The sequence below is a fragment of the Klebsiella sp. V115_8 genome, from assembly GCF_029967715.1.
Lineage (GTDB): Bacteria > Pseudomonadota > Gammaproteobacteria > Enterobacterales > Enterobacteriaceae > Klebsiella > Klebsiella quasipneumoniae.
This window is the reverse complement of the sequence record NZ_JASCAR010000001.1, coordinates 369,186-393,975: the sequence shown is the minus strand read 5'-3', so window position 1 is coordinate 393,975 and position 24,790 is coordinate 369,186. Positions and strand designations below refer to the sequence as shown.

Below are 24,790 nucleotides of genomic sequence, written 5' to 3'. Positions count from 1 at the left end.
ATGCCAAAGATCCTGGCATTATAGCAACCACAACAGCGGAGAGATGCCGGAGCGGCTGAACGGACCGGTCTCGAAAACCGGAGTAGGGGCAACTCTACCGGGGGTTCAAATCCCCCTCTCTCCGCCAACTATTCTTTCTCTGACCATTCCCCTTCAATAACACCGTTAGCTTCAGGTATAACGCCTGCGCTGGGGTATCGCCATCATCATCGTCCTGGTTTCAGCGTAAAGACGCGGTAGTGCGCCTTGTCCTTTTGTGGTTTTACCGCCGCAATTTGCCCGAACGAGCTTAAACGCATCATAAAGAGGGAAGGTACGCCTGGAAAGCGGCAATGTTGAAAAGAGTGATCTCAACGGAGCGGGAACAAGAAAAAGCCCGCTGAGCGCGGGCTTTGATGGGGATCAGAACTGGTAAACGAGACCGAGGGCCACGATATCATCGGTCGAGATACCGTTGTTGCGGTAGAAGCGGTCGTCTTCATCCAGCAGGTTGATTTTGTAATCCATATAGGTGGACATATTCTTATTGAAGTAATAGGTCATGCCGATGTCGACATACTTGACCAGATCCTTGTCGCTATAGCGAGAATAGTTGTAAAGATCTTTCCCCTTCGATTGCAGATAGGCCACGGATGGACGCAGCGGTAAATTATACTCATCGAACTGGTACTGGGCGACGACTTCAAAGTTCTGCGTCTTGTTGGCAATAGCGCCGTTGCCGTAGAAGGTCATGTTGCGGGTTTCCGCATACATGGCGGCCAGATAGATGTTGTTGGCGTCATATTTTGCGCCGACGGTCCAGGCCTCGGCTTTATCACCGTTAGCGTAAATATGGCTGCTGCGTGCTGCCGCCAGCTGGTTATGGGTACGGTCGGAAGCCGAGTAGGCGGCCCCGAAGCTGATGCCCATATCGAGATCGTAGTAGCTGGAGATACCAAACCCGTCGCCATTTTCCCGCGCCAGTTTACGAGCGCCGCCGTTGTTAGTGCCTTCGCCAGAACCGGCGTTTTCATTATTCCCCTGATACTGCAGGGCGAAATGCAGGCCGTCGACGAGGCCGAAGAAATCGCTGTTACGGTAGGTGGCCACCCCGTTGGTGCGGCCGGTCATGTAAACGTCGGTCTGGGTGTAGGTATCGCCGCCGAATTCCGGCAGCATATCAGTCCAGGATTCGATGTCGTACACCACGCCGTAGTTACGGCCATAGTCCAGTGAGCCATAGTCAGCAAACTTCAGACCGGCGAAGGCCAGACGAGTCCATGAATTCGCGCCTTCTCCTTCGCTGGTGTTCGCTTTGACATTGTATTCCCACTGACCGTAGCCGGTTAACTCGGAAGCGATCTGCGTTTCGCCTTTGATGCCTAAGCGAGCATAGGTCTGGTCGCCGTCCTCGCTGGTGTCGTCAGAGAAGTAACGCAGGCCGGCGACTTTCCCATAAAGGTCCAGTTTGTTGGCGTTGTTGTTATAAATTTCTGCAGCATTAACGGCATTGACCATGAGTAATGCCGGTACCATGAGTGCCAGTACTTTTCTTTTCATTATATATTCCCTTTTAATAATAATTTCTGTGAATTATGACAATCCCTCCGGAATGCCTGTCAGATACTAACGACTAAGTTCATTTTTATTTAAAATAAAATATGTAAATAAATAATGTAAGATATTACAAAATATTTCTATGTGGTTCATTATATTAAATTTAAATGAATCTGTTTTAATGATTATTTTGTTGTATAGCAATAGGTTATGTTGTTGTGTTGCGATCGTGGTTAACTGAATGAAATTATTTGTATTAATTTACAGTGAGTTGACCATTCAGCCTTTAAATATAATTTATTAGTCAATGCCGCCGGCGGAGGGAGAATTTAAATACGCGTCATGGCTGGGTGTCGTTAATGTTTAATTCCGTGGTAAAGAATAAAAAAACCATCCCTGCATATTTCCATGGGCAGAATAAGTGATAAGTGGGTGCAGAAGACAAGGATGAAACTGCTGCCTGTGGCGCAGCATGGCGGTATAATGTGATGAGCGTCACGTTTTTGAGTGGCGGTAGTATGATTTGTCACGGAGAGGAATGAGATGGAAGAGCAGGCAAAACGCAGCCCGGGCGGCAAACTCGCGCTATGGGCGTTGTATGCCTTTTGCGGATATTGTGTCTGGGTCATTGTGCGTTACTGGTGGGTGGTGGGAAAAATTCACAGTGTCCCCGGCGCCAGCGCGGAGGGCGACTTTGGCACCATGGCAGGGAAATGGCTTGGCGCCCTGTTGGGAATGCTGGTACTCGCCGGCATTGGCGCGATCCTCGGCGCTGTCGTCTGGTATACACGGCCCTCCGGAAGCGGGCGGGATCATCGGTCGTAAAGTTGCTATGCTCGAGGCTGACCTACAGATAAAGGAACGCCTATGAACCTGGTTGACTGGCAGCAGCGATTTGAGCACTGGATACTGACGCACCACGCCCGGGAGGATGCGGCGCACGATCTGTCCCATTTTCGTCGCGTCTGGGCCACCGCCACCCGGCTGGCCGCCGGGGAGGAGGAGGTCGACGGACTGGTGCTTCTCACGGCCTGCTATTTTCATGACATTGTCAGTCTGCCTAAAAATCATCCGGAGCGAAGCCGCTCCTCGATGATGGCGGCCGAGAAAACCCTGGCTATTTTGCAGTCGTCGTTTGCCGATTTTCCCGCAGACCGGTATGCGGCGGTCAGCCACGCTATTGAGGCGCACAGCTTCAGCGCGGCGATCCCGCCGCGCACGCTGGAGGCGAAAATCGTCCAGGACGCCGACCGTCTCGAGTCGCTGGGGGCGATAGGCCTGGCGCGGGTCTTCGCCGTCGCCGGCGCCCTGAACACCATTCTGTTTGATGCCGATGATCCTTTCGCCGACCGGCGAGCGCTGGATGACAGAAAATATGCCCTCGACCATTTCCAGTGCAAGCTCCTGCGCCTGCCGGAAACCATGCAGACCGCCGGAGGAAGGGCTATGGCACAGCATAATGCGCGCTTCCTCGTCGAGTTTATGGCCAAGATCAGCGCGGAGCTGAACGGGGAACCCCTGGCGCTGGATGAGGCGGTTTTACGCCGCTTTGCACCGCAGCCGTCAACCGACCAGTGATTTATGGTACTCTCTGCAAAAATCGTCCGCGCTGGTTGAGGATATGCCACAAAAGTTAAGCAAGGAAAACAGGTCGTTGTCATTGACGGAACAGGCCGGTGAAGAGGCTCAGGCGCTGCTGCGCCAGCTGATGACGATCTACGATGTGAAAACGCTGGTCGCCGAACTGGTGAGCGTCGGGGAGCAGCACTGGAGCGCGGCGATCCTCAAGCGCGTGGCGGCCCTCAGCCGCGCGGCAGCGCGTTTGCGTCCGCAGGAGGTCGCTCATCTGGCGACGCTGCTGCCGTCGCCGCCGGCCCATCATCCGCACTATGGATTCCGCTTTGTCGATCTGTTTGCCGGTATCGGCGGGATCCGCAGCGGTTTTGAAGCTATCGGCGGGCAGTGCGTCTTTACCAGCGAGTGGAACAAGCATGCGGTGCGCACCTATAAGGCCAACTGGTATTGTGATCCGCAGCAACACCGTTTCAATGAAGATATTCGCGATATCACCCTCAGCCATCGCCCCGACGTTAGCGATGACGAGGCGGCGCAGCATATCCGCGAGACTATCCCGCAGCATGATGTGCTGCTGGCCGGCTTTCCCTGCCAGCCTTTCTCACTTGCCGGCGTGTCGAAAAAAAATGCCATGGGCCGCGCCCACGGCTTTGCCTGCGAAACCCAGGGGACGCTGTTTTTTGATGTAGTGAGAATTATCGCCGCCCGTCAGCCGGCGATCTTTGTGCTGGAGAATGTTAAAAATCTCAAAAGCCACGATCAGGGGCGGACCTTCCGCATCATCATGCAGACGCTGGATGAGCTGGGGTATGAGGTCGCTGACGCCGGGCATAGCGGGCCGGACGATCCGAAGGTGATCGACGGGCGCCATTTCTTACCGCAGCACCGGGAGCGCATCGTGCTGGTGGGCTTCCGCCGCGATCTGCAGCTGCACGAGGGGTTTACGCTGCGCGATATCGCGGCGCTGTATCCGGCGGTTCGGCCAACATTTGGCGAGCTGCTGGAGCCGACGGTGGATGCCAAATTTATCCTCACGCCGGTACTGTGGAAATATCTTTATCGATATGCCCGCAAACATCAGGCGCGGGGCAATGGCTTTGGTTATGGCCTGGTGGACCCCGCCAATCCCCACAGCGTGGCCCGGACGCTCTCCGCCCGCTACTATAAAGATGGCGCCGAAATTCTCGTCGATCGCGGCTGGGACCGGCCGCTGGGCGAGACGCATTTTGACGATCCGCAGAATCAACAGCGGCGTCCTCGTCGGTTGACGCCGCGGGAGTGCGCCCGGTTGATGGGTTTCGAATCGCCTCAGGGGGCGCGTTTCCGCATCCCGGTGTCGGATACCCAGGCCTATCGTCAGTTCGGCAACTCGGTGGTGGTTCCGGTCTTCGCCGCGGTGGCGAAGCTCCTGGCCCCGCGCATCGCTCAGGCGGTGGCGCGTCGCGAAGCGGGTGATAACGATGGCGGATGTTCACGATAAAGCCACGCGCAGTAAAAATATGCGGGCTATCGCCACGCGCGATACGGCGATCGAGAAGCGGATAGCGGCGCTGTTGACTCAGGCGGGATTCACCTTTGTTGCCCAGGATCGCGAGCTGCCGGGACGCCCTGATTTCGCTTTACCCGATTACCGTTGCGTCATCTTTACCCACGGCTGTTTCTGGCATCACCATGACTGTTACCTGTTTAAGGTGCCGGCCACCCGGACGGCGTTCTGGCTGGACAAGATCGCCGGCAACGTGGCGCGCGATGCCCGTGACCGGCAAAAGCTGGCCGAGCAGGGCTGGCGGGTGCTTATCGTCTGGGAATGCGCCCTGCGCGGTCGGCTGAAGCTGAATGACGAGGCGCTCACCGAGCGTCTGGAAGAGTGGATCTGCAGCGCCGGACACGACGCGCAGATCGACACCCAGGGTATCCGCGAACTGGCGCTTATTTCGACGCCTTACAAGGGGTAGCTTCGCTGCGAACCGGGAAGAGATATTTCCCCAGCGTCACCAGCACGACGGCGAAAATAATCACCGCCAGCGCCAGCCACTCGATCAGGGACAGGCTTTCGCCACCGAATCCGGTACCAAGCAGAACCGCCACCACCGGGTTGACATAGGCGTAGCTGGTGGCCACCGCCGGGGTGACATTGCGGATCAAAAACATATAGGCGTTGATGGCAATCAGCGAGCCAAAAATAGCCAGGTAGGCCACAGCGGCGATCCCGGACCACGACGGTACACGGGTTAAGGTTTCGCCGCTTAGCCATGACGCGGCCAGCAGGACGATCCCGGCGGCGAGCATCTCGATTGCCCCCGCCATCATGCCGGTCGGCAGCTCGATCCGCGAGCCGTAAACCGAGCCGAAGGCCCAGCTCAGGGAGCCAATCAGGATCAGCAGCGCGCCCCAGGGGTTGCCGTTCAGGTTGCCTCCGCTGTTAAGCATCACAATACCCGCGAGTCCAATGGCAATCCCCAGCCATTCCAGTTTACGAGTGGCGATGCCGAAAAAGCGGCTGAAGCACAGGGTGAACAGCGGAACGGTGGCGACCATGACCGCGGCGATCCCGGAGGGAACGTGCTGATGTTCGGCCAGGGTGACAAAGCCGTTGCCGACGGCCAGCAGCAAAACCCCGATCAGCGCGGCGTTAAGCAACGGTCCGCGGGCCGGCAGTTTATGGCCGGTGGCCAACAGCCATCCCAGTAGCAGCACGCCGGCAGAGAGAAAGCGAATTCCGGCCATCATCAGCGGCGGCCAGCTGGCGACGCCGACGGCGATGGCGAAATAGGTAGAGCCCCAAATGATATACAGCGCAAACAGCGCCCCGATAAGCGGTAACAGCTGACGGGTAGACATACTTCCTCACGACGGTGCAGAGATAGAAAGGGGACATATAGTAAACGTGAAAACTATCCTGCTGGCGAGCGCTTAATTTGCGTCAGGTTGTTAAATTTATATTGACTAATTGTACCTTGGGCAGCGGCCGTTTTTTAACGCATACTCGAGGGAGACATTGATGAAAAGAGAAGGAAAATCATTTTGGCAGGAAGTAGTCTTTTAACATTACTCGATGATATCGCCACGCTGCTGGACGATATTTCCATGATGGGCAAGCTGGCGGCGAAAAAAACGGCGGGGGTGCTGGGCGACGATCTCTCCCTCAACGCCCAACAGGTGACCGGCGTGCGGGCAAATCGTGAGCTGCCTGTGGTCTGGGGCGTGGCGAAAGGGTCGTTCGTCAATAAAATCATCCTCGTGCCGCTGGCCCTGCTAATCAGCGCCTTCATTCCCTGGGCGATTACGCCGCTGCTGATGTTGGGCGGCGCGTTTCTCTGTTTTGAAGGGGTGGAAAAGGTGCTCCACAGTCTGGAAGCGCGTAAGCACAAAGAGGACCCAGCGCAACGGCAGCAGCGTCTTCAGGCGCTGGCGGATCGTGATCCGCTGGCCTTTGAGCGTGACAAAGTCAAAGGGGCGATCCGCACCGACTTTATTTTGTCCGCGGAAATTGTCGCCATCACCCTCGGCATTGTCGCGGAAGCGCCGCTGCTGAATCAGATCCTCATTCTGTCGGGGATCGCGATTTTGGTCACCGTCGGGGTCTATGGCCTGGTGGGGGTGATCGTCAAACTGGATGACATGGGCTACTGGCTGGCGGAGAAACGCAGTACCCTGGCGCAGTGGCTGGGCAAAGGGTTATTGACCGTGGCGCCCTGGCTGATGAAAGTGCTCTCTATCGTCGGAACGCTGGCCATGTTCCTCGTGGGCGGCGGGATTGTGGTTCACGGTATTGCGCCGCTGCACCATGCCATTGAGCACTGGAGCGCGGGGCTGGGCGGCATGTTGGCCGCCTTGCTGCCGATGGTGGCTAATCTGGTGCTGGGTTTTATCATCGGCGCGGTGGTGCTGGCGGGCGTCAAGGCGGTCAGTCGCCTGCGTGGCGCGGTGAAGTAGTCAGGTGCGGCGCCGCATGACGGCGCCGCGTGGTCTACGCTAAAAGCGCCTCCGGTATCGACAGAGACCGGGCGTGCTGACGACGTCAGATTTGCGCAACGTACTGCGAGAGAAAGATGGAAAAGCCACTACGGTTGAAGTTGAAAAAACTCTACCACCTGACTCGCCCGGCGCATGTGGTTAACATTTGTTTTATCGTGGTGCTGTTTTTCTCCACGCTGCTGATCTGGCGCGAAATCAATGTCCTGGAAGAGGCCTACGTGGCGAACCAGCGCAATAATCTGGCTAACGTCGCGCATGAAATGGATGGCCTGCTGCAGTTCAACATCGACAGGATGATGTTTTTTCGCCACGGTATGCAGTCCGCGCTTGAACGCCCGCTCGACGTCGATGTGTTGCACGAAGCCAGCCAGCGCTATCTGAGCCAACGCCACCAGGAGACCTGGCGGGTGGCGCTCCCCAACCGCCGGACGCTGCCGGTGTTTGGCGTCTCGGAGGGTGTCGTCAGGGATCACCCGCTGCTCTTGCCGGACGATCCGCTGGTGGTCAATGAACTGATGGCGACGCTGGAGCTGGGTTATCTGTTAAACCTGACGCAGCATGACCGCGATTTTGCCGAGCGGATGCAATATATCTCCCGCAGCGGTTTTTTCACCTCGACCCTGCCGCTGCGCGATGAATCGCAGGTGAAGACCTACTATTCGCGCGCCATCAGCGCCCTCTGGTTTACGCGGCAGACCCAGCGGAACAATCCGCACCGCGGCGTTATCTGGCAAACCTTTCCTGACGATGACCCGCAGCTGGAAGAGCAGGTGGTCACCGCCTCGATACCGCTGGATTTTGCCGGTTACTGGCGCGGCGTGCTGGCGATGGATTTCTCAGTCAGCGAAATAAAAGCATTTTTAATCAGCGCGATGCAGGGCGGGCAGGAGGGGGAATACCAGCTTTACGACAGCCATCTTAGCCTGCTGGCCTCTTCTGCGCCGGGGAATGTCCTGACGCTGCTGTCGCCGCGCGAACAGGAACTGCTCAGCCGCGCGTTTGCCCATGATAATCAGGGCGGTCTGCGTCTGCTGACGCGCTATATCAGCTGGGCCAAACTGCGCAATTTTGATGGCGTGCTGCTGCGGATCCATACTCTGCGGGAAGGCGTACGCGGCAACTTTGGCACCATCACCATCGCCCTGACCCTGATGTGGATCCTCTTCACCTTAATGCTGCTGCTCTCCTGGCTGGTGATCCGCCGTATGGTCCGCAACATGAGCGTTCTCCAGACCTCCCTGGAGTGGCAGGCCTGGCACGATGCCTTAACCCGCCTGCTCAATCGCGGGGCGCTGTTTGAGAAGGCGATGGCGGTAGCCAGCGACTGCCAGCGCAGCGGACGACCGCTGGCGGTCATCCAGCTCGATTTGGATCACTTTAAGGGCATTAACGATCGCTATGGCCATCAGGCGGGTGACAGAGTGCTGTCGATGGTGGCCAGTACGCTTGCCGGCACCGTCCGGGACGGTGATTTGCTGGGCCGCGTGGGCGGAGAGGAGTTTTGTGTCGTGCTGCCGAATACCACGCTGCAGGAAGCGGCGGCGGTAGCGGAGCGGCTACGCCTGCGTATTCATGGCCGGGAGGTCTTTTTGCATAACAACGTGACGCTGCGGGTCAGCGCGTCGTTAGGGGTGAGCGGCAGCGAAGAGCGGGGGGAGTATCACTTTGAAGCCCTGCAGTCGGTCGCCGATGGTCGACTGTATCTGGCCAAGCAAAATGGCCGCAACCAGGTCTGGTATCGCAGCGAAGCGTGAGCAAAACGTTTCGCCCGAATCAGGCAAAATGAGATTTTTCTTAAAGTGTTCGACGGGGATCGCGCTATCGAATGAAACCGGTTTGCGGCTAAGCCTTATCGCATCAGCCCTGCAGCCCTTTCTGCTGCGAAGCGCCAACTTTCTCAATATTTTGCGCCATGAATATCGCTTGTCATGCAAAATAATTGAGGATAATGTTTCAACGCATCGGATTTCCCGGTGTAACGAATTTTCAAGTGCTTCTTGCATTAGCAAGTTTGATCCCGACTCCTGCGAGTCGGGATTTTTTTCGCCCATCGCTAGCGGTTGGCTTCACTGGCGCTGAAATCATGAATATCGAGTTCAAATGCCTCCGCCAGTTCACGCCAGGTATGCGCCCCGCGGCCATCGATACTGGCGCGCTGTGGGTCATCGAGGATGCGATGGACTTCGCTTTCGCTGATCTCATTAATCGCCGCCAGCAGAGCATCAACGTTGACATCAACGTCGTTCCCGGTCTGGTCTGTCAATCGGTTCTTCATCATTACCCCCCTCGCTGAGCGTCGCTCAAGCCTCTTTAAGTATAGTCGGTCTAAAAAAACGCCAGTCACTGCCCGCGACGCTGCGAGCGGCGTGGTTTTGTTCTACACTGGCTGGAAATAGAGAGGAGATGGATTATGCAGGTGAACGATCGTGTCACGGTGAAGACCGACGGTGGCCCACGTCGATCGGGCGTAGTGCTGGCAATTGAGTCGTTTAGTGAAGGGACGATGTATCTGGTTTCGCTGGAAGACTATCCCCTGGGGATCTGGTTTTTCAATGAAATAGGGCACCCGGATGGGATCTTCGTGGAAAAAGAAATCTCGTAAAACCGAACTGGCGGGACCACCGCCAGTTTGTTTCAGCGTAGATTCACCTGAATACCGCTGGTAATGTTTTCGGTCAGCCGAACGATGTGGTAAATCACCTGCTTATTATGCGTCTGTATTTTCTTTTTAATATTGCCTTTATGCGATGATACCGTTTTCGCTTTGATGTTCATTTGCGTTGAAATTTGCGAAGTACCATGCCCGGCCATCCACATTTGCAGCATATTTGATTCTGTTTTGCTCAGCGACAACGTCGGTAAATTTAACTGCCCCAGACTCGTGTTCTTGTATTTAAGATAATTAACCAGAATGACATCAAGGTCTTTTGGAGTGATCGATTTTGAGCTGATTAGCAGGTTCTTACGCACCCGTAGATAGCGGTCAAAATGGATGTTCGCCAGCGACATAAAAATCACAAACAACGTCGCCGGGTTTTGCGTGATGATCTGGCGAATAATGCCATTACTTTCATCATCATGCACAAAGCAATCTTCATTCAGAAACACCACCGCCGGGCAACATGACGCACAATGCCTGTGCAGATCCTCAGCGCAGTTGACCTCAACGATTTCCTGTTTTTTAATTCCCCGACTGGTCAGATATCCCGTTAGTCCCAACCGGGTATAACTGCACAAATCCATAATCATCGTTGACATGACCCATCCTCAATCAACACGTAACGATATACACTTCACACTGGCTGTGCGAAGCAGTCCTTGCAGGCGGTGATAATAGTAGGTTTAAGAAAGAACCCATTAGTTCCATTAAACTATTCCGCATCTCTGTATATAATTTGCCAGGAAAACTCTTAAAGTAAAGTCAAGAACCGGTAGTGTGAGCGAATTAAAAACAAAAAGTGCCCGCGGATGCTATGGTTAGGCCCCAAAGATTCTTTTACTTTCAGAATTTCCTTATTTCAAATGAAGGCTGCGATGCTTGGCCGTGTTTTGCCCGACTTCTCCGCCTGCGGCGGGGGTGGAAGGGTTAACGCTTTAATGCCACAATACTTTTTTATCAGCTTGTGGGATGAATGATGAAACAGTTAGTTTTTGCTGGCATGGTGCTGGCGCTGGCCGGATGCGTGCAGGTTGATCGTTACGAAGACGTTGTTAAAGCGCCAGCGCCGGCAGGCCTGGAAGGCTACTGGCAGACGAAAGGGCCGCAGAGTGAGATGATGAGTCCGGATGCCATCGCCAGCCTGATCGTCACCAAAGAAGGGGACACCTTCGACTGCCGCCAGTGGCAGCGTGTGATCGCCCAGCCGGGGAAACTGATGAACCGCGATAGCGATATCTACAACGTGACCGCTTCCCTGGATATCTACCCGATCGAGCGCGAGGGCAACACCCTTTCCTACGATCGTATGACGTTGACCCGCGTTGAACGTCTCACCCCGGAGTGCGAGAAGGCGTGGGCTAAAGCGCGTGCCGCCGCTCCGGTCAGCGCGCCGACCACCGCGCGCTAAGGTTCCGGCGGGCCACTGCTGGCCCGTCCGGCGTCAGATGACTACAGCACCGCCTCCAGCACCCACACGCTGACGCTTCCCCCGTTACAGGTAAAGGTTGCGCAGCCTTCGTCGTCGGTTTCGACAATCTCTTCCCGGTTGCCCAGGAAATCCCGCCAGCGTTTGTTGCCATAGTTCTCGCCCAGCGTCAGGGTCTTTTCTCCCTCATCACCATTGGACATCACCACCACGCAGCCGGGATCCTCGTCGGTGCCGCTGCGGCTGAAGGCAATGCAGTTGGGGTGATCGAACCAGAGAGTCTGCACGCCGTGGGCAAAGCGCTGACGGGCGTCGATCAGTTCGTGTAGCTGCTCGATGACGGGCATTTCTATGGCGTAGGTTTGTCCGTCGCCGCCGGTATCTTCATAGGAAGCGCCGAAGAGATCGGCATAGAAGACCGAGGGTACGCCATTTTCACGCAACAGGATCAGCGCATAGGCCAGCGGTTTAAACCATGGCTCAACCGGCGCCTCGAGCGCCTGCAGCGGCTGGGTATCATGGTTGGTGACCAGGGTGACGGCATGGAAGGGGTCGGCTTCCACTAGCGTCCCGCTGAAAATCTGGCTCATGTCGTAATCGCGCCCCTGGCGGGACGCTTCATGAAATTTCATCTGCAGCGGGGCATCGAACAGCATCGTCTTGCCCTCGACGAGGTCGATATACTGCTGGAGCTTTTCCACTTCATGGGACCAGTATTCCGCGACAATAAACAGCGGCTGCGGGGCCACCTCCTGAACATGTTCGATCCATGCTTTGTAAAACCAGGCGGGGATATGCTTCACGGCGTCAAGGCGAAAACCGTCGCAGCCGGTCTGCTCCATCACCCAGCGCGCCCAGTATTTGATCTCTTCGGTGACGGCGTGATTACGAAAATCGATATTGGCGCCCATCAGGTAGTCGAAGTTGCCAAGCTCATCATCGACCTGCTCATTCCAGCCTTCGCCGGTGTAGTCGTTGACGATTTTAAATACACCGTCTTCCGTCGGATTCTCGATGTGGTCAATGCCGCTAAAACACTTGTAGTCCCAGACAAACTGCGAATACTGCCCGGCGCGCACCGGGAAGGTATAGCGAGTCCATGCCTCGCACTCTATGATCGTCTCGTCAATTTGCGTGCGATCCTGCTCATCGACGCGCTGCACGCGCAAGGCCTCTTTTTCATCGGCGCCCATTTTATGGTTCACCACCACGTCCAGCAGCACGGCGATGTCGTGCTCCTTCAGGGCGTTGACCGCCGCCAGCAGTTGGGTTTTATCGCCATATTTGGTGGCGACAGAGCCCTTTTGATCGAACTCGCCGAGGTCGAAGAGATCGTAGGTGTCATAGCCGACGGAATAACCGCCCGAGGCGCCTTTGTAGGCGGGTGGCAACCAGACCATATTGATGCCGATTTCGTTAAGACTGGGGGCCAGCGCTTCGACTTCACGCCACAGTTCGCCGCCGGCGGGGTAGTACCAGTGAAAACATTGCAACAAGGTGGGGTTTTTCATCTTCCATGCTCCAGACGTCAACAGGCTGACCTTTGCAGTATGGGAGATATCCCGCAAAACGGGTGAGGAAAGCCCTGAATTTCGCTATACCCTAAAGCGGATCATATATAATAAATTTGCATAAGATGTAGCGTAACGATGTTGGTGTCGGGCTGTTAAGCGCCTTACACTACAGGAAAATCCTAATCTTCGGGGTATCTATGAAATTAGCACTTCTGGGTCGTCAGGCGCTGATGGGCGCAATGGCCGTTGTTTTGATGGCTGGCGTTAGCGTGAAAACTTTTGCGGCGGAAAACCTGCTCAATCAGATTAAAGAGCGCGGCACGCTGCGCGTGGGCCTCGAAGGCACCTATCCTCCCTTTAGCTTCCAGGGCGATGACGGCAAGCTGACCGGCTTTGAAGTGGAGTTCGCCAACGAGCTGGCGAAACATCTGGGCGTGAAGGCCGACCTCAAACCGACCAAATGGGACGGTATGCTGGCCTCGCTGGACTCCAAACGCATTGACGTGGTGATTAACCAGGTCACGATCTCCGATGAGCGTAAGAAGAAATACGATTTCTCTACCCCGTACACGATCTCCGGTGTGCAGGCGCTGGTGAAGAAAGGCAACGAAGGCGCGATTAAAACCGCGGCGGATCTGAAAGGCAAGAAAGTGGGCGTCGGGCTGGGCACTAACTATGAAGAGTGGCTGCGTCAGAACGTCCAGGGCGTGGATGTCCGCACCTATGACGACGACCCGACCAAATACCAGGATCTGCGCGTAGGCCGTATTGACGCCATTCTGGTTGACCGTCTGGCGGCGCTGGATCTGGTGAAGAAAACCAACAATACGCTGGCGGTCACCGGCGAAGCGTTCTCCCGTCAGGAAGCTGGCGTTGCGCTGCGTAAAGGCAACGATGACCTGCTGAAAGCGGTAGATGGCGCGATTGCGGATATGCAAAAAGATGGCAGCCTGAAGGCGCTGTCCGAGAAATGGTTTGGCGCTGACGTGACAAAATAACGGCCAGCGGTGAAAAAAGGCGCTCCTGGAAGCGCCTTTTTTTATTTAGCGCGTAACTGTGTGCATAATGAAGCATAACTGAGTCAGGAGGGGCCATGTCACTGCAAAATTTAACCCGCTTTCCGCGTCTGGAACTGATCGGCGCGCCGACGCCGCTGGAGTATCTTCCGCGTCTGTCCGATCACCTCGGGCGCGAAATTTTTATCAAACGTGATGATACGACGCCGCTGGCGATGGGGGGCAACAAACTGCGTAAGCTGGAGTTTCTCGCCGCCGATGCGCTGCGCGAAGGGGCGGATACCTTAATCACCGCCGGCGCGATCCAGTCTAACCATGTGCGCCAGACGGCGGCGGTCGCCGCCAAACTGGGCCTGCACTGCGTAGCGCTGCTGGAAAATCCCATCGGCACCCGGGCGGAGAACTATCTGAGCAATGGCAACCGCCTGCTGCTGGATCTGTTTAATACCCAGATTGAGATGTGCGATGCCCTGACCGATCCCGCGGCCCAGCTCGACGAGCTGGCGACCCGTATCGAAGCGCAGGGGTACCGCCCGTATGTCATTCCGGTCGGCGGCTCTAACGCCCTTGGGGCGCTAGGCTATGTGGAAAGCGCGCTGGAAATCGCCCAGCAGTGCGAAGACGCAGTGGAGATTTCGTCGGTGGTGGTCGCCTCAGGGAGCGCCGGCACCCATGCCGGACTGGCAGTCGGCCTTGAACAGCTGATGCCGCAGGCGGAACTGATCGGGGTGACGGTGTCGCGCGCTGTTGCCGACCAGCTGCCGAAAGTGGTGGCGCTGCAGCAGGCCGTGGCCAACAGCCTTGAGCTGCAGGCGAAAGCCGACATCATCCTGTGGGATGATTACTTTGCACCGGGCTACGGGACGCCAAACGAGGAAGGGATGGCCGCCGTGAAGCTGCTGGCGCAACTGGAAGGTATTTTGCTTGACCCGGTCTATACCGGCAAAGCGATGGCCGGACTTATCGATGGCATTACGCAGAAGCGCTTTAAGGATGAAGGGCCGATTTTGTTCGTCCATACTGGCGGAGCGCCAGCGCTGTTTGCCTATCATCCTCACGTCTAATATAGAAACCACAGCATGCAAGAAAGTATCCAACTGGTCATCGATTCCGCGCCTTTTCTGCTGAAAGGCGCCGTCTTTACGCTGCAGCTGAGCATTGGCGGGATGTTTTTCGGCCTGGTGCTGGGCTTTATCCTGGCGCTGATGCGCATGTCGCCCCTCTGGCCGGTAAAATGGCTGGCGCGCATGTATATCTCCATTTTTCGCGGGACACCGCTTATCGCCCAGCTGTTCATGATCTACTACGGTTTGCCGCAGTTTGGCATTGAACTTGACCCGATCCCGGCGGCGATGATCGGCCTGTCGCTGAACACGGCGGCCTACGCGGCGGAAACCCTGCGCGCGGCCATCGCCTCGATTGACAAAGGGCAATGGGAAGCGGCGGCCAGTATCGGTATGACCCCGTGGCAGACAATGCGTCGGGCTATTTTACCCCAGGCGGCGCGGGTCGCTTTGCCGCCGCTCTCTAACAGTTTTATCAGCCTGGTAAAAGATACCTCGCTGGCGGCGACGATCCAGGTGCCGGAGCTGTTCCGTCAGGCGCAGCTTATCACCTCGCGTACGCTGGAGGTCTTCACCATGTATCTGGCAGCCTCTCTGATCTACTGGGTGATGGCGACGGTACTCTCCTCGCTGCAGAACTATTTTGAAAACCAGCTGAACCGCCAGGAGCGTGATCCGAAATGAGTGCGATTGAAGTAAAAAGCCTGGTGAAAAAATTCCATGGCCAGACGGTTCTCCACGGTATCGACCTGGAGGTGCAGGAAGGCGAAGTGGTGGCGATCATCGGTCCCAGCGGCTCGGGGAAGACTACCCTGCTGCGCAGCATTAATCTGCTGGAGCAACCGGAGAGTGGCACTATCCGCGTCGGCGATGTGACGATCGACGCCGGTCGCAGCCTCGGGCCGCAAAAAGGGCTTATTCGGCGGCTGCGCCAGCACGTGGGTTTTGTCTTCCAGAACTTTAACCTGTTTCCCCACCGGACGGTGCTGGAGAACATTATTGAAGGGCCGGTCATCGTAAAAGGCGAAGACAAGCAGGAGTCGATGGCGCGGGCGCGCGATCTGCTGGCGAAGGTAGGCCTCAGCGGCAAAGAGAACAGCTATCCGCGCCGCCTCTCCGGCGGTCAGCAGCAGCGGGTCGCCATTGCTCGCGCGCTGGCCATGCGTCCGGACGTGATCCTGTTTGATGAACCGACCTCGGCCCTTGATCCTGAGCTGGTAGGGGAGGTGCTCAATACCATCCGCCAGCTGGCGCAGGAGAAACGCACCATGGTTATCGTGACCCATGAAATGAGCTTCGCTCGCGACGTTGCCGATCGGGCGATTTTTATGGATCAGGGACGCATCGTTGAACAAGGCGAGGCCAAAGCGCTGTTCGCCTCGCCTCAGCAACCGCGTACCCGCCAGTTCCTCGAAAAATTCCTGATGCAGTAGAGCAGGCGCTGGCGCGGCGGCGCTCCATCGCGAGGGCCGCCGCGTTCAGCCCGCTTCCACGCCGGGGGAACGCCCCATCATCACATTTTCGTGCTATTGACTCCCCTGGCCGTATACACCGCTTCCCATCCCCCCGTGTAGGGTGTAGAAAATGAAGGGAGGGCCTTAGTTTCAGCGCAGCGAGCGGAAAAAAGGCAAGCCTTCAGGCTAATAAATGCGACAGCTACGATATTTTATACATATAAATAAGATTTATGTGTTAGTTTTCTGTATTTATAATAATGATTATCAATCAGGAGTTATTTGCACAGCTATGAGGGACAATGATTTTTTCAGCTGGCGGCGGGATATGCTGCATCAATTTCAGTCCATGGCCGCCGGTGAGGAGGTTTATAATCTCCTGCAACGAGAAACAGAAACGCTGGAATATGATTACTACACGCTTTGTGTGCGTCACCCGGTGCCTTTCACTCGCCCCCGCGTCACGTTTCAGTCGACCTATCCCCGCGCATGGATGTCTCATTACCAGGCAGAGAATTATTTCACGATAGATCCCGTGTTACGCCCGGAGAATTTTATGCGTGGCCATCTGCCATGGGAAGATGGGCTGTTTCGCGATGCGCAGGCATTATGGGACGGGGCGCGCGACCATGGTTTGCAAAAAGGGGTGACACAGTGTCTGACGTTGCCGAATCATGCTCAGGGTTTTCTCTCCGTCTCCGCGAACAACCGTTTGCCGAACGCTTATCCTGATGATGAACTGGAGCTGCGCCTGCGAACGCTGACGGAGTTGAGCCTGTTGACGCTCTTGCGTCTGGAAGATGAGATGGTGATGCCGCCGGAGATGAAGTTCAGCCGGCGCGAACTGGAGATCCTCAAATGGACCGCGGAAGGAAAGACCTCGGCGGAGGTGGCGATGATTCTCTCGATTTCGGAAAATACGGTTAATTTCCATCAGAAGAATATGCAACGGAAATTTAACGCGCCGAATAAAACGCAAATTGCCTGTTACGCCGTGGCGACAGGGCTAATCTGAATGCGCCTGCCGTTCTGCGTGCCAGACGTGATACCGGCTGTCAGTCATACTTTCAGCCGGTACAAGATTACTGCCGGTATGCTTGTTTAATTTGCTTAACGGTGCTGGAGAATACGGCGGCCTGAGCCTCATCTTCCATCTGCGCGATCTGCTTTTCCATTTTAATAATCACGCGACCCGCGTCTGCCTGACCCATCGCCTGCAGCATTAGCGTCATCAGCGCTTTCAGGCAGGTGACTTCCTGCGCTAGTTCTTGATTATTTTCTGCAGTGGAAAAATCTGGTGTGCTCATCGATATCCTCGTTTGCTCGCTGCGCTATTGCGCCTGTCTGAATGTGAAGGCCGCGCAGTATACCACAAGCGACAGAAAAAAAAGGAGTGCTTAATTTCTGTTCTCTCATCTGAGTTGTGAATGATTTTATGCATCAGATAAGACGTAATAGCTGTCAGCAGCGCAATAATTTCCCCCAATTATTTAGCACGTTAATAATTGTTACATATTTTGCCTCGTATTTATGCGCTACGTAATCTGTTGTGTTTTTTGTGCCTTCTGTATGAGGATTGTTAAAAAATAAGCCTCGGGCAACTGATTGTTCGCAATGACTTTCCACTCAGTGTGCACAGACATTGCCATAAATGAGAGCCAAATCGAGGGGACGGCATTTTTTTGCCTTTTAAATTAGCAATAAAACCCGGTAATATGTGGGAGATAAAGTATCAGTAGCGTTATCCCTCATTCTGGAGATTATTCCTTTGATCAACGTTCTTCTTGTTGATGACCACGAACTGGTGCGCGCAGGGATACGACGCATTCTGGAAGATATAAAAGGGATTAAAGTCGCTGGCGAAGCCTGCTGCGGCGAAGACGCCGTCAAGTGGTGCCGGGCTAATTCCGCTGATGTCGTCCTGATGGACATGAACATGCCCGGGATCGGTGGTCTGGAAGCGACGCGCAAAATCGCGCGCTCGGTAGCGGGCACGAAAGTGATCATGTTGACCGTGCATACCGAGAATCCTTTACCTGCCAAGGTCATGCAGGCAGGGGCGGCAGGGTATCTCAGTAAGGGCGCTGCGCCACAGGAAGTGGTGAATGCGATTCGCTGCGTCGCGTCCGGGCAACGTTACATTGCCTCCGATATTGCGCAGCAAATGGCGTTAAGTCAGATTGAACCGGAAAAAACAGAATCGCCGTTTGCCAGTTTGTCTGAACGCGAATTGCAGATTATGCTGATGATCACCAAAGGTCAGAAGGTGAATGAGATCTCAGAGCAGCTGAATCTGAGTCCTAAAACGGTTAACAGCTATCGCTATCGGATGTTCAGCAAATTGAACATTCATGGCGATGTCGAGCTGACCCACCTGGCAATTCGCCATGGCCTGTGTAATGCGGAGTCGTTAGCAAGCCAGTGAGTGATGTTTTTGACGCAAAAGCTTTCCTGAAAACGGTAACCAGCCAGCCCGGTGTGTATCGGATGTATGATGCTGGCGGAACCGTCATCTATGTTGGCAAAGCCAAAGATTTGAAAAAGCGGCTCAGCAGCTACTTCCGCAGCAACCTCGCGTCGCGTAAAACGGAAGCGCTGGTGGCGCTGATCGCGCAAATCGACGTGACCGTCACCCATACCGAGACGGAAGCGCTGCTGCTTGAACACAACTATATCAAGCTGTACCAGCCGCGGTACAACGTGCTGTTGCGCGACGATAAGTCGTATCCTTTTATCTTCCTCAGCGGCGATACCCATCCGCGTCTGGCGATGCATCGTGGCGCCAAACATGCGAAGGGCGAGTATTTTGGTCCTTTTCCCAACGGCTATGCCGTGCGCGAGACCCTGGCGCTGCTGCAGAAAATCTTTCCCATCCGTCAGTGTGAAAACAGCGTCTACCGCAATCGCTCCCGTCCCTGTCTACAGTATCAGATTGGCCGCTGCCTGGGGCCGTGCGTGGCGGGGCTGGTCAGTGAAGACGAGTATGCTCAGCAGGTGGAGTATGTGCGGCTGTTTCTCGCCGGCAAAGATGATCAGGTGCTGACTCAGCTCATCGCGAGGATGGAGAAGGCGAGTCAGAACCTCGAGTTCGAAGAGGCGGCGCGCATTCGCGACCAGATTCAGGCCGTCCGCCGCGTGACGGAGAAACAGTTTGTCTCTAACACCGGCGACGATCTTGACGTGATCGGGGTTGCCTTCGATGCCGGAATGGCCTGCGTCCATGTGCTGTTTATCCGCCAGGGGAAAGTGCTGGGCAGCCGCAGCTACTTCCCGAAAGTGCCGGGCGGCACCGAGCTGGGCGAGGTCGTGGAGACCTTTGTCGGCCAGTTCTACCTGCAGGGCAGCCAGATGCGCACGCTGCCGGGAGAGATTTTGCTCGACTTCAACCTCGGGGATAAGACGCTGCTGGCCGAGTCGTTGTCGGAGCTGGCGGGGCGCCGAATTCATGTGCAGACTAAACCGCGCGGCGACCGGGCGCGTTACCTTAAGCTGGCGCGCACCAATGCCGCCACGGCGTTAACCACGAAATTGTCTCAGCAATCGACCATTCATCAGCGTCTGCAGGCGCTGGCCACCGTGCTGGAGCTGCCGGCCGTGAAGCGGATGGAGTGCTTTGATATCAGCCACACCATGGGCGAACAGACCGTCGCCTCCTGCGTGGTATTTGACAGTAATGGCCCCCTGCGCGCGGAGTACCGGCGCTACAATATCGCCGGCATCACCCCGGGCGATGACTATGCGGCGATGAATCAGGTCCTGCGCCGTCGCTATGGTAAAGCGATTGATGACAACAAGATTCCGGATGTGATCCTGATAGACGGCGGCAAGGGGCAGCTGGCGCAGGCGAAAGCGGTGTTTGCCGAGCTGGACGTCCCCTGGGATAAACATCATCCGCTGCTGCTGGGCGTGGCGAAAGGTAGCGATCGTAAAGCCGGCCTGGAAACGTTATTCTTTGAACCGGAAGGCGAGGGATTTAGCCTGCCGCCGGATTCGCCGGCCCTGCACGTGATCCAGCATATCCGCGATGAATCGCACGATCATGCAATCTCCGGACATCGCAAAAAACGGGCGAAAGTGAAGAGCACCAGCTCGCTTGAGACTATCGAGGGGGTGGGGCCGAAGCGTCGCCAGATGCTGCTGAAGTACATGGGGGGGCTGCAGGGGCTGCAGCAGGCCAGCGTCGAAGAAATTGCCAAAGTACCGGGCATCTCTCACGCTCTGGCAGAAAAGATCTTCTACTCGTTGAAACATTAGGGGCTCTGTAGCAACATAGGGCTAATTTTTACTTACAACAGATAGTTACCCGTCACTATGCAATTTAATATCCCTACGTTGCTTACTCTGTTCCGCGTCATCCTGATCCCGTTCTTTGTGCTGGCGTTTTATCTGCCCTTTAGCTGGGCGCCGTTTGCCTGCGCGCTGATTTTCTTTGTTGCCGCCGTGACTGACTGGTTTGATGGTTTCCTCGCCCGTCGCTGGAACCAGAGTACCCGGTTCGGCGCCTTCCTCGATCCGGTGGCCGATAAAGTCATGGTGGCTATCGCCATGGTGCTGGTCGCTGAGCACTATCACACCTGGTGGGTCACGCTGCCGGCGGCGACGATGATTGCCCGTGAAATTATTATCTCCGCGCTGCGCGAGTGGATGGCGGAGCTGGGAAAACGCAGCAGCGTGGCGGTCTCGTGGGTTGGCAAAGTGAAAACCACCGCACAGATGACTGCCCTGGTGTGGATGCTGTGGCGTCCTTATCCGTGGGTGGAATGGGCCGGGATCGCGCTTTTCCTCGTGGCGGCGGTGCTGACGCTGTGGTCGATGCTGCAATATTTGAACGCGGCGCGCGGCGATTTGCTTGATCAGTGATCGTTTCGCCGTTATTTTCAGCAAACGATGCAAAGTTGCGAAAAATACCGTTGACTCACCGCGAGAGATAAGTAGAATGCAACGCATCGAACGGCGGCACAGTCTTCCAGACGATAACAAAATCAAGTGATTAGCAAATAACTTGATGATGCGGGAATAGCTCAGTTGGTAGAGCACGACCTTGCCAAGGTCGGGGTCGCGAGTTCGAGTCTCGTTTCCCGCTCCAGATTAACAGCATCGGCAGTAGCGGGTGCTTCAGAATTAAAGGCGCGTTAGCAAAGCGGTTATGTAGCGGATTGCAAATCCGTCTAGTCCGGTTCGACTCCGGAACGCGCCTCCACTTTATATCCCGAGCCCGGATGGTGGAATCGGTAGACACAAGGGATTTAAAATCCCTCGGCGTTCGCGCTGTGTGGGTTCAAGTCCCACTCCGGGTACCATTGGGATAAAAGCAGAATAATCAAAGCAATAAGCAGTGTCGTGAAACCACCTACGGGTGGTTTTTTTGTTTTTAAACCCCGCTTTATCACGACATGTCATCCTGTTTTTCTTCTCCATCTTGTCCTGCACCCGAAACATTGTTACTGGCTAAGCCTGCGCCTGATGATACGGGATGCCGTTCTGACTCCGGGCAAGGAGAGGCCTGAAGTCATGGTCTGTGATCGGCACAGAGCTCTGGCGTAGAGGCTTACCGTAGTGAAGCCGGTCCGGGTCGCGGCGGATAATAGGCTTAACGGGTGGGGGATTATATGATCGGAACGATCTCGCTCCCCCAGGCCAGCAGGGGGAGGCAAGCGGGTACACAGCGAACCGGCGTTGAAACCGTCTCTACAGTTCGAGGTTGAAAGAAAGTACTTTCGATATAAATACCATCTCATCCGTAAGCGAGGGGAATTTGCCGGTAAATCTTTCTTCAGACTCAGGGGTAAAACGATATAGCGAATAATTCTCCCCGGACGCGATGCGCTCCAGCTGAAGGTGAGAGGGTTTCCGCAGTGAAAAAGCTAACAGATAAAAGTTCGTCGTGTGCTGAGCAAGTTCAGCGACTAATGCCGGGAGCGCCTTGGCAAGGTCGATCTCTTCTCTGCAGCAAATGACAAAAAGCTTGCCATCCGCGCTTTTTAATATGTTCCTGAATCTCTTTACTGCGCGGAGGTAATACGCATAATCGGCTGAGGTGGTGGGATCGCGATGGGTGAAGATATCATTCAGGTTATATTTTTCTTTATATTTATTGTGGTGGGCGCCGGGTTCTTTGGACTGGCGATTTAATGAGCTATATTCGTTTTTGTCTAAAAAAGTCTGAAAATCGTCCCTCAGGCAATCGATGACCATCGCCGGGCAGGAAAAAATCCAGTCAAAAGGCAGAGAGATTTTTTTCAGATTAAATTTTTTCAGTGTCCACGACGTTAAACAATGGCTTCCTAATGACACAATGTGCTTCACAGCCCATTGTCCTTGAGTTTCAATCCCTGATACAGGATGTGGCGGGATACATACATTCTCGAATGCCATTCTGGATGGTGTTAATCGCTTGAACTCGTCACTGTTCATCAGCGATGCGTTAAGAAGTTGTGCTGATTCTGCAAGCGACTTGTCAGAAATTGCATGGTAATAATTTTTAAGACCGTCAGGATCTGCGGGGCGACCCAGTAATGTTTTATACATAGACTTTATTAACAATATTTTGAGATATTTTTTCTGGATGTCATCTGCCATTTTTTATCCGCTTGAAGCCATAGTGTTGCTTTATTTAATTGCTGCTTAAATATATAGCCATATAAATTGCGCGGGATTATGACAAGTTGATTTAAGATTGGCAATCCAGCAAAAAATAGCGACTGCAGGGCACGGCGTCGTTGAATATCCTCGGCAGGATCTGGTGGCTATCGATGCCTGGGCTGACGGCGGCAATCTCGCGAACGGGATCACCACGTAGTGGGAAACAATCCATTGTCACCGGCAATCGCTCATTTGTCCCAGGACAAAACGAACTCTCCCTGCTACTATCGTCCGGACACTTCATCCAGCCTGCCGGAGGCATCATGTTCACAGGGCTTTGCGCATTTCCGCTGACGCCGCTGCATCAGCAAACTATCGATGAAAAAGCGTTTATTCGTCTTCTTGCTCGTCTTACCGATGCCGGAGTCGACTCCCTGGGCATCTTAGGCTCAACCGGCAGCTACGCCTATCTCAGTCGTGAACAGCGCAAGCGGGTGGTGCAGGTGGCGAAGGCGCATGCCGGGTCGACCCCGATAATGATCGGCGTCGGCGCCATCGCCACCAGCGAGGTGCTCCGGCTGGTGGAGGATGCCCAGCAGGCCGGGGCGGATGCATTGCTCCTGCCGATGATGTCCTATCAGCCGCTCTTTGCGGAGGAGATCTACGCTTTTTACGAGGAGGTCTGTCGGCATGCCTCGGTGCCGGTTTGCCTGTATGACAACCCCCGTACCACCCACGTGACGTTATCGGATGAGCTGCAGGGGCAGATTGCTGCCTTACCGGCCATCGCCTCGATAAAAATTCCCGGTCTGCCCGCGCCGCAGGCGAGCGAACGGGTGGCGGCTCTGCGTCGTCATCTGCCTGGCGGCGTGACGCTTGGCGTTAGCGGTGACGTTCGCGCGACAGCGGGCTTGCAGGCCGGCTGCGAGGTCTGGTACTCGGTCTGCGGCGGCCTCTTTCCACGTATCTCTCTGGCGCTGGTGAAAGCCATCCGTCACGGCGATGCGGCACAGGTGGCGGCGCTGAATAAGCAACTTGCGCCCCTCTGGCGGTGCTTTGACCGCTACGGCGGCAGCCTGCGGGTGGTCGCCGCCGCTGCGGCCATTCTGGGATTGTGTGATCCTGACTCGCTTCCCCGCCCCTTGCTGCCGTTAGGGGAGGATGCCTGTCGCGACGTGGCGGCGGCGCTGCACGGGCTGGCCTGATTGTGTCGGGTCGACGCAGGCGCAATGGGCGCTGCCGGGTGGCTTTCTGCCGGCATTTCGGCTACTGTAGGCCCGATTTTTACCATGCGAGCCTGTGAATGAATACCGGACCTTTAAACGAAAATGAACTGGAATGGCTGGACGAGACGCTGGCGAAATACGCCACCGAAGGCGCTATTCTGGATGTCTCTGAACTGGATGGCCTGCTGACGGCGATCCTCTCGGCGCCCACCGCTATCGAACCCGCCCAGTGGCTGCTGGCTATCTGGGGTGGTGCCGATAATGTGCCACGCTGGGCCAACGACCGCGAGCGCGATCGCTTTGTCAATCTGACGCTGCAGCATATGAGCGATATCGCCGAACGGCTGGAGTCTTATCCCGATCAGTTCGAACCGCTGTTCGGCACCCGTGAAGCGGAAGGTCAGGAGCTGACCATCGTTGAAGAGTGGTGTTTTGGCTATCTGCGCGGCGTGGCGCTGAGCGACTGGTCGACGCTGCCTGCTGAACTTCAGCCTGAGCTGGAGGCGATTGCGCTCCACGGTAGCGAAGAACAGTTTTCCGCGCTGGATAATCTGACGGCGGATGAATTTATCGCCAGCATCGAGCGCATCACCCCGGCGGCGCTGGCGCTTTACCAGTACTGGATGGCGAATCCACAGCCGGAGGTGGTCCCGCAGCCGGTAAGAAATGAGACGAAAGTCGGACGTAACGATCCCTGTCCGTGCGGCAGCGGTAAAAAGTATAAGCAGTGTTGCTTAGCGAAATGAAAAAGGGGCCAGCT

General features: G+C 55.6%; 25 protein-coding genes and 4 tRNA genes. 22 read left to right on the top strand and 7 right to left on the bottom strand.

Annotation, left to right across the window (positions count from 1 at the left end; genetic code table 11):
• The first annotated feature begins 37 nt into the window (after positions 1–37).
• Positions 38–127: transfer RNA gene (locus tag QLG03_RS01920), tRNA-Ser, on the top strand.
• Between the two features lie 275 nt (positions 128–402).
• On the opposite strand, the gene ompC is transcribed toward QLG03_RS01920, so the two are convergent.
• Entirely contained in the window at positions 403–1,539 is a 1,137-nt protein-coding gene (gene ompC, locus QLG03_RS01915; protein WP_255987953.1) for a porin OmpC, read from the bottom strand.
• 540 nt (positions 1,540–2,079) lie between these two features.
• On the opposite strand from ompC, the gene drpB reads away from it, so the two are divergent.
• From drpB to QLG03_RS01895, 4 genes are all read left to right on the top strand, one after another.
• Positions 2,080–2,361 (top strand): cell division protein DrpB, encoded by a 282-nt coding sequence (drpB, locus tag QLG03_RS01910; RefSeq protein WP_023290293.1) that lies wholly within the window; start codon positions 2,080–2,082, stop codon positions 2,359–2,361.
• Between the two features lie 42 nt (positions 2,362–2,403).
• Positions 2,404–3,114 (top strand): phosphohydrolase, encoded by a 711-nt coding sequence (locus QLG03_RS01905; RefSeq protein ID WP_072421499.1) that lies wholly within the window; start codon positions 2,404–2,406, stop codon positions 3,112–3,114.
• A 76-nt stretch (positions 3,115–3,190) separates the two neighbouring features.
• A complete protein-coding gene (locus QLG03_RS01900; RefSeq protein ID WP_023290291.1) occupies positions 3,191–4,591 on the top strand; it encodes a DNA cytosine methyltransferase in 1,401 nt (466 codons plus the stop codon).
• A complete protein-coding gene (locus tag QLG03_RS01895; protein WP_032453413.1) occupies positions 4,572–5,066 on the top strand; it encodes a very short patch repair endonuclease in 495 nt (164 codons plus the stop codon). Before QLG03_RS01900 ends, QLG03_RS01895 begins: the two co-directional genes overlap by 20 nt.
• Here the strand turns inward: QLG03_RS01895 and yedA are convergent.
• Positions 5,041–5,952 carry a drug/metabolite exporter YedA gene (gene yedA, locus QLG03_RS01890; protein WP_023290289.1) on the bottom strand — a complete coding sequence of 304 codons (912 nt, stop codon included), beginning with the start codon at positions 5,950–5,952 and terminating at the stop codon, positions 5,041–5,043. The genes QLG03_RS01895 and yedA overlap by 26 nt on opposite strands.
• A 183-nt stretch (positions 5,953–6,135) precedes the next feature.
• Here yedA and QLG03_RS01885 point away from each other — a divergent pair, with 183 nt between their 5' ends.
• Positions 6,136–7,047 (top strand): DUF808 domain-containing protein, encoded by a 912-nt coding sequence (locus QLG03_RS01885; protein WP_044524012.1) that lies wholly within the window; start codon positions 6,136–6,138, stop codon positions 7,045–7,047.
• A 116-nt stretch (positions 7,048–7,163) separates the two neighbouring features.
• Positions 7,164–8,843 carry a cellulose biosynthesis regulator diguanylate cyclase DgcQ gene (gene dgcQ, locus QLG03_RS01880; RefSeq protein WP_023290287.1) on the top strand — a complete coding sequence of 560 codons (1,680 nt, stop codon included), beginning with the start codon at positions 7,164–7,166 and terminating at the stop codon, positions 8,841–8,843.
• A 299-nt stretch (positions 8,844–9,142) separates the two neighbouring features.
• On the opposite strand, the gene yodD is transcribed toward dgcQ, so the two are convergent.
• A complete protein-coding gene (gene yodD / locus QLG03_RS01875) occupies positions 9,143–9,364 on the bottom strand; it encodes a YodD family peroxide/acid resistance protein (RefSeq protein ID WP_004203478.1) in 222 nt (73 codons plus the stop codon).
• Positions 9,365–9,499: 135 nt separating this feature from the next.
• Between yodD and dsrB the strand changes: the two genes are divergently transcribed.
• Positions 9,500–9,691, top strand: coding sequence for a protein DsrB (gene dsrB / locus QLG03_RS01870; protein ID WP_004203477.1), 192 nt, complete (start codon positions 9,500–9,502; stop codon positions 9,689–9,691).
• A gap of 32 nt (positions 9,692–9,723) precedes the next feature.
• Here the strand turns inward: dsrB and rcsA are convergent, their stop codons facing one another.
• Positions 9,724–10,347, bottom strand: a complete 624-nt coding sequence (gene rcsA / locus QLG03_RS01865; RefSeq protein ID WP_023290286.1) for a transcriptional regulator RcsA — start codon at positions 10,345–10,347, stop codon at positions 9,724–9,726.
• Positions 10,348–10,721: 374 nt separating this feature from the next.
• On the opposite strand from rcsA, the gene yedD reads away from it, so the two are divergent.
• On the top strand, positions 10,722–11,156 hold the full coding sequence (gene yedD / locus QLG03_RS01860; RefSeq protein WP_072096626.1) for a lipoprotein YedD: 435 nt from the start codon (positions 10,722–10,724) through the stop codon (positions 11,154–11,156).
• 41 nt (positions 11,157–11,197) lie between these two features.
• Here the strand turns inward: yedD and amyA are convergent, their stop codons facing one another.
• Positions 11,198–12,685 carry an alpha-amylase gene (gene amyA, locus QLG03_RS01855; protein WP_044524008.1) on the bottom strand — a complete coding sequence of 496 codons (1,488 nt, stop codon included), beginning with the start codon at positions 12,683–12,685 and terminating at the stop codon, positions 11,198–11,200.
• Between the two features lie 200 nt (positions 12,686–12,885).
• On the opposite strand from amyA, the gene tcyJ reads away from it, so the two are divergent.
• The 5 genes from tcyJ (at position 12,886) to sdiA (ending at position 17,237) form a co-directional block, all read left to right on the top strand.
• Positions 12,886–13,686, top strand: coding sequence for a cystine ABC transporter substrate-binding protein (gene tcyJ / locus QLG03_RS01850; RefSeq protein ID WP_004203468.1), 801 nt, complete (start codon positions 12,886–12,888; stop codon positions 13,684–13,686).
• A gap of 95 nt (positions 13,687–13,781) precedes the next feature.
• Positions 13,782–14,768 carry a D-cysteine desulfhydrase gene (gene dcyD, locus QLG03_RS01845; RefSeq protein WP_044524005.1) on the top strand — a complete coding sequence of 329 codons (987 nt, stop codon included), beginning with the start codon at positions 13,782–13,784 and terminating at the stop codon, positions 14,766–14,768.
• 15 nt (positions 14,769–14,783) lie between these two features.
• Positions 14,784–15,452, top strand: a complete 669-nt coding sequence (gene tcyL, locus QLG03_RS01840) for a cystine ABC transporter permease (protein WP_008804215.1) — start codon at positions 14,784–14,786, stop codon at positions 15,450–15,452.
• Positions 15,449–16,201 carry an L-cystine ABC transporter ATP-binding protein TcyN gene (gene tcyN / locus QLG03_RS01835; RefSeq protein WP_004203465.1) on the top strand — a complete coding sequence of 251 codons (753 nt, stop codon included), beginning with the start codon at positions 15,449–15,451 and terminating at the stop codon, positions 16,199–16,201. Before tcyL ends, tcyN begins: the two co-directional genes overlap by 4 nt.
• A gap of 313 nt (positions 16,202–16,514) precedes the next feature.
• Positions 16,515–17,237: a transcriptional regulator SdiA gene (sdiA, locus tag QLG03_RS01830; RefSeq protein ID WP_044524003.1), complete on the top strand. Its 723-nt coding sequence runs from the start codon at positions 16,515–16,517 to the stop codon at positions 17,235–17,237.
• Positions 17,238–17,304: 67 nt separating this feature from the next.
• Here sdiA and QLG03_RS01825 read toward each other — a convergent pair whose 3' ends face one another.
• Positions 17,305–17,529: a DUF2594 family protein gene (locus tag QLG03_RS01825; protein ID WP_032453405.1), complete on the bottom strand. Its 225-nt coding sequence runs from the start codon at positions 17,527–17,529 to the stop codon at positions 17,305–17,307.
• Between the two features lie 461 nt (positions 17,530–17,990).
• Between QLG03_RS01825 and uvrY the strand changes: the two genes are divergently transcribed.
• The 6 genes from uvrY (at position 17,991) to QLG03_RS01795 (ending at position 21,522) form a co-directional block, all read left to right on the top strand.
• Positions 17,991–18,647, top strand: a complete 657-nt coding sequence (gene uvrY, locus QLG03_RS01820; RefSeq protein WP_002911539.1) for a UvrY/SirA/GacA family response regulator transcription factor — start codon at positions 17,991–17,993, stop codon at positions 18,645–18,647.
• Positions 18,644–20,476 (top strand): excinuclease ABC subunit UvrC, encoded by a 1,833-nt coding sequence (gene uvrC, locus QLG03_RS01815; RefSeq protein WP_023290278.1) that lies wholly within the window; start codon positions 18,644–18,646, stop codon positions 20,474–20,476. Before uvrY ends, uvrC begins: the two co-directional genes overlap by 4 nt.
• A gap of 57 nt (positions 20,477–20,533) precedes the next feature.
• A complete protein-coding gene (pgsA, locus tag QLG03_RS01810; protein WP_255987948.1) occupies positions 20,534–21,082 on the top strand; it encodes a CDP-diacylglycerol--glycerol-3-phosphate 3-phosphatidyltransferase in 549 nt (182 codons plus the stop codon).
• A gap of 150 nt (positions 21,083–21,232) precedes the next feature.
• Positions 21,233–21,308, top strand: a tRNA-Gly gene (locus tag QLG03_RS01805).
• A 40-nt stretch (positions 21,309–21,348) separates the two neighbouring features.
• Positions 21,349–21,422: transfer RNA gene (locus QLG03_RS01800), tRNA-Cys, on the top strand.
• Positions 21,423–21,435: 13 nt separating this feature from the next.
• Positions 21,436–21,522 (top strand) — tRNA-Leu (locus QLG03_RS01795).
• A 388-nt stretch (positions 21,523–21,910) separates the two neighbouring features.
• Here QLG03_RS01795 and QLG03_RS01790 read toward each other — a convergent pair.
• A complete protein-coding gene (locus QLG03_RS01790) occupies positions 21,911–22,801 on the bottom strand; it encodes a DUF1796 family putative cysteine peptidase (RefSeq protein ID WP_135718852.1) in 891 nt (296 codons plus the stop codon).
• A 326-nt stretch (positions 22,802–23,127) separates the two neighbouring features.
• Between QLG03_RS01790 and QLG03_RS01785 the strand changes: the two genes are divergently transcribed.
• Positions 23,128–24,009 carry a dihydrodipicolinate synthase family protein gene (locus QLG03_RS01785; protein WP_110243250.1) on the top strand — a complete coding sequence of 294 codons (882 nt, stop codon included), beginning with the start codon at positions 23,128–23,130 and terminating at the stop codon, positions 24,007–24,009.
• A 98-nt stretch (positions 24,010–24,107) separates the two neighbouring features.
• Positions 24,108–24,776 carry a YecA family protein gene (locus tag QLG03_RS01780; RefSeq protein WP_004203454.1) on the top strand — a complete coding sequence of 223 codons (669 nt, stop codon included), beginning with the start codon at positions 24,108–24,110 and terminating at the stop codon, positions 24,774–24,776.
• The last annotated feature ends 14 nt before the right edge of the window (positions 24,777–24,790 follow it).

What these genes read in the sequence shown, in the direction of transcription:
- ompC (WP_255987953.1), bottom strand. Translation starts at nt 1,539, where the DNA reads ATGAAAAGAAAAGTACTGGCACTCATGGTACCGGCATTACTCATGGTC.
- drpB (WP_023290293.1), top strand. Translation starts at nt 2,080, where the DNA reads ATGGAAGAGCAGGCAAAACGCAGCCCGGGCGGCAAACTCGCGCTATGG.
- QLG03_RS01905 (WP_072421499.1), top strand. Translation starts at nt 2,404, where the DNA reads ATGAACCTGGTTGACTGGCAGCAGCGATTTGAGCACTGGATACTGACG.
- QLG03_RS01895 (WP_032453413.1), top strand. Translation starts at nt 4,572, where the DNA reads ATGGCGGATGTTCACGATAAAGCCACGCGCAGTAAAAATATGCGGGCT.
- yedA (WP_023290289.1), bottom strand. Translation starts at nt 5,952, where the DNA reads ATGTCTACCCGTCAGCTGTTACCGCTTATCGGGGCGCTGTTTGCGCTG.
- dgcQ (WP_023290287.1), top strand. Translation starts at nt 7,164, where the DNA reads ATGGAAAAGCCACTACGGTTGAAGTTGAAAAAACTCTACCACCTGACT.
- yodD (WP_004203478.1), bottom strand. Translation starts at nt 9,364, where the DNA reads ATGAAGAACCGATTGACAGACCAGACCGGGAACGACGTTGATGTCAAC.
- dsrB (WP_004203477.1), top strand. Translation starts at nt 9,500, where the DNA reads ATGCAGGTGAACGATCGTGTCACGGTGAAGACCGACGGTGGCCCACGT.
- rcsA (WP_023290286.1), bottom strand. Translation starts at nt 10,347, where the DNA reads ATGTCAACGATGATTATGGATTTGTGCAGTTATACCCGGTTGGGACTA.
- yedD (WP_072096626.1), top strand. Translation starts at nt 10,722, where the DNA reads ATGATGAAACAGTTAGTTTTTGCTGGCATGGTGCTGGCGCTGGCCGGA.
- amyA (WP_044524008.1), bottom strand. Translation starts at nt 12,685, where the DNA reads ATGAAAAACCCCACCTTGTTGCAATGTTTTCACTGGTACTACCCCGCC.
- tcyJ (WP_004203468.1), top strand. Translation starts at nt 12,886, where the DNA reads ATGAAATTAGCACTTCTGGGTCGTCAGGCGCTGATGGGCGCAATGGCC.
- dcyD (WP_044524005.1), top strand. Translation starts at nt 13,782, where the DNA reads ATGTCACTGCAAAATTTAACCCGCTTTCCGCGTCTGGAACTGATCGGC.
- tcyL (WP_008804215.1), top strand. Translation starts at nt 14,784, where the DNA reads ATGCAAGAAAGTATCCAACTGGTCATCGATTCCGCGCCTTTTCTGCTG.
- tcyN (WP_004203465.1), top strand. Translation starts at nt 15,449, where the DNA reads ATGAGTGCGATTGAAGTAAAAAGCCTGGTGAAAAAATTCCATGGCCAG.
- sdiA (WP_044524003.1), top strand. Translation starts at nt 16,515, where the DNA reads ATGAGGGACAATGATTTTTTCAGCTGGCGGCGGGATATGCTGCATCAA.
- QLG03_RS01825 (WP_032453405.1), bottom strand. Translation starts at nt 17,529, where the DNA reads ATGAGCACACCAGATTTTTCCACTGCAGAAAATAATCAAGAACTAGCG.
- pgsA (WP_255987948.1), top strand. Translation starts at nt 20,534, where the DNA reads ATGCAATTTAATATCCCTACGTTGCTTACTCTGTTCCGCGTCATCCTG.
- QLG03_RS01790 (WP_135718852.1), bottom strand. Translation starts at nt 22,801, where the DNA reads ATGGCAGATGACATCCAGAAAAAATATCTCAAAATATTGTTAATAAAG.
- QLG03_RS01785 (WP_110243250.1), top strand. Translation starts at nt 23,128, where the DNA reads ATGTTCACAGGGCTTTGCGCATTTCCGCTGACGCCGCTGCATCAGCAA.
- QLG03_RS01780 (WP_004203454.1), top strand. Translation starts at nt 24,108, where the DNA reads ATGAATACCGGACCTTTAAACGAAAATGAACTGGAATGGCTGGACGAG.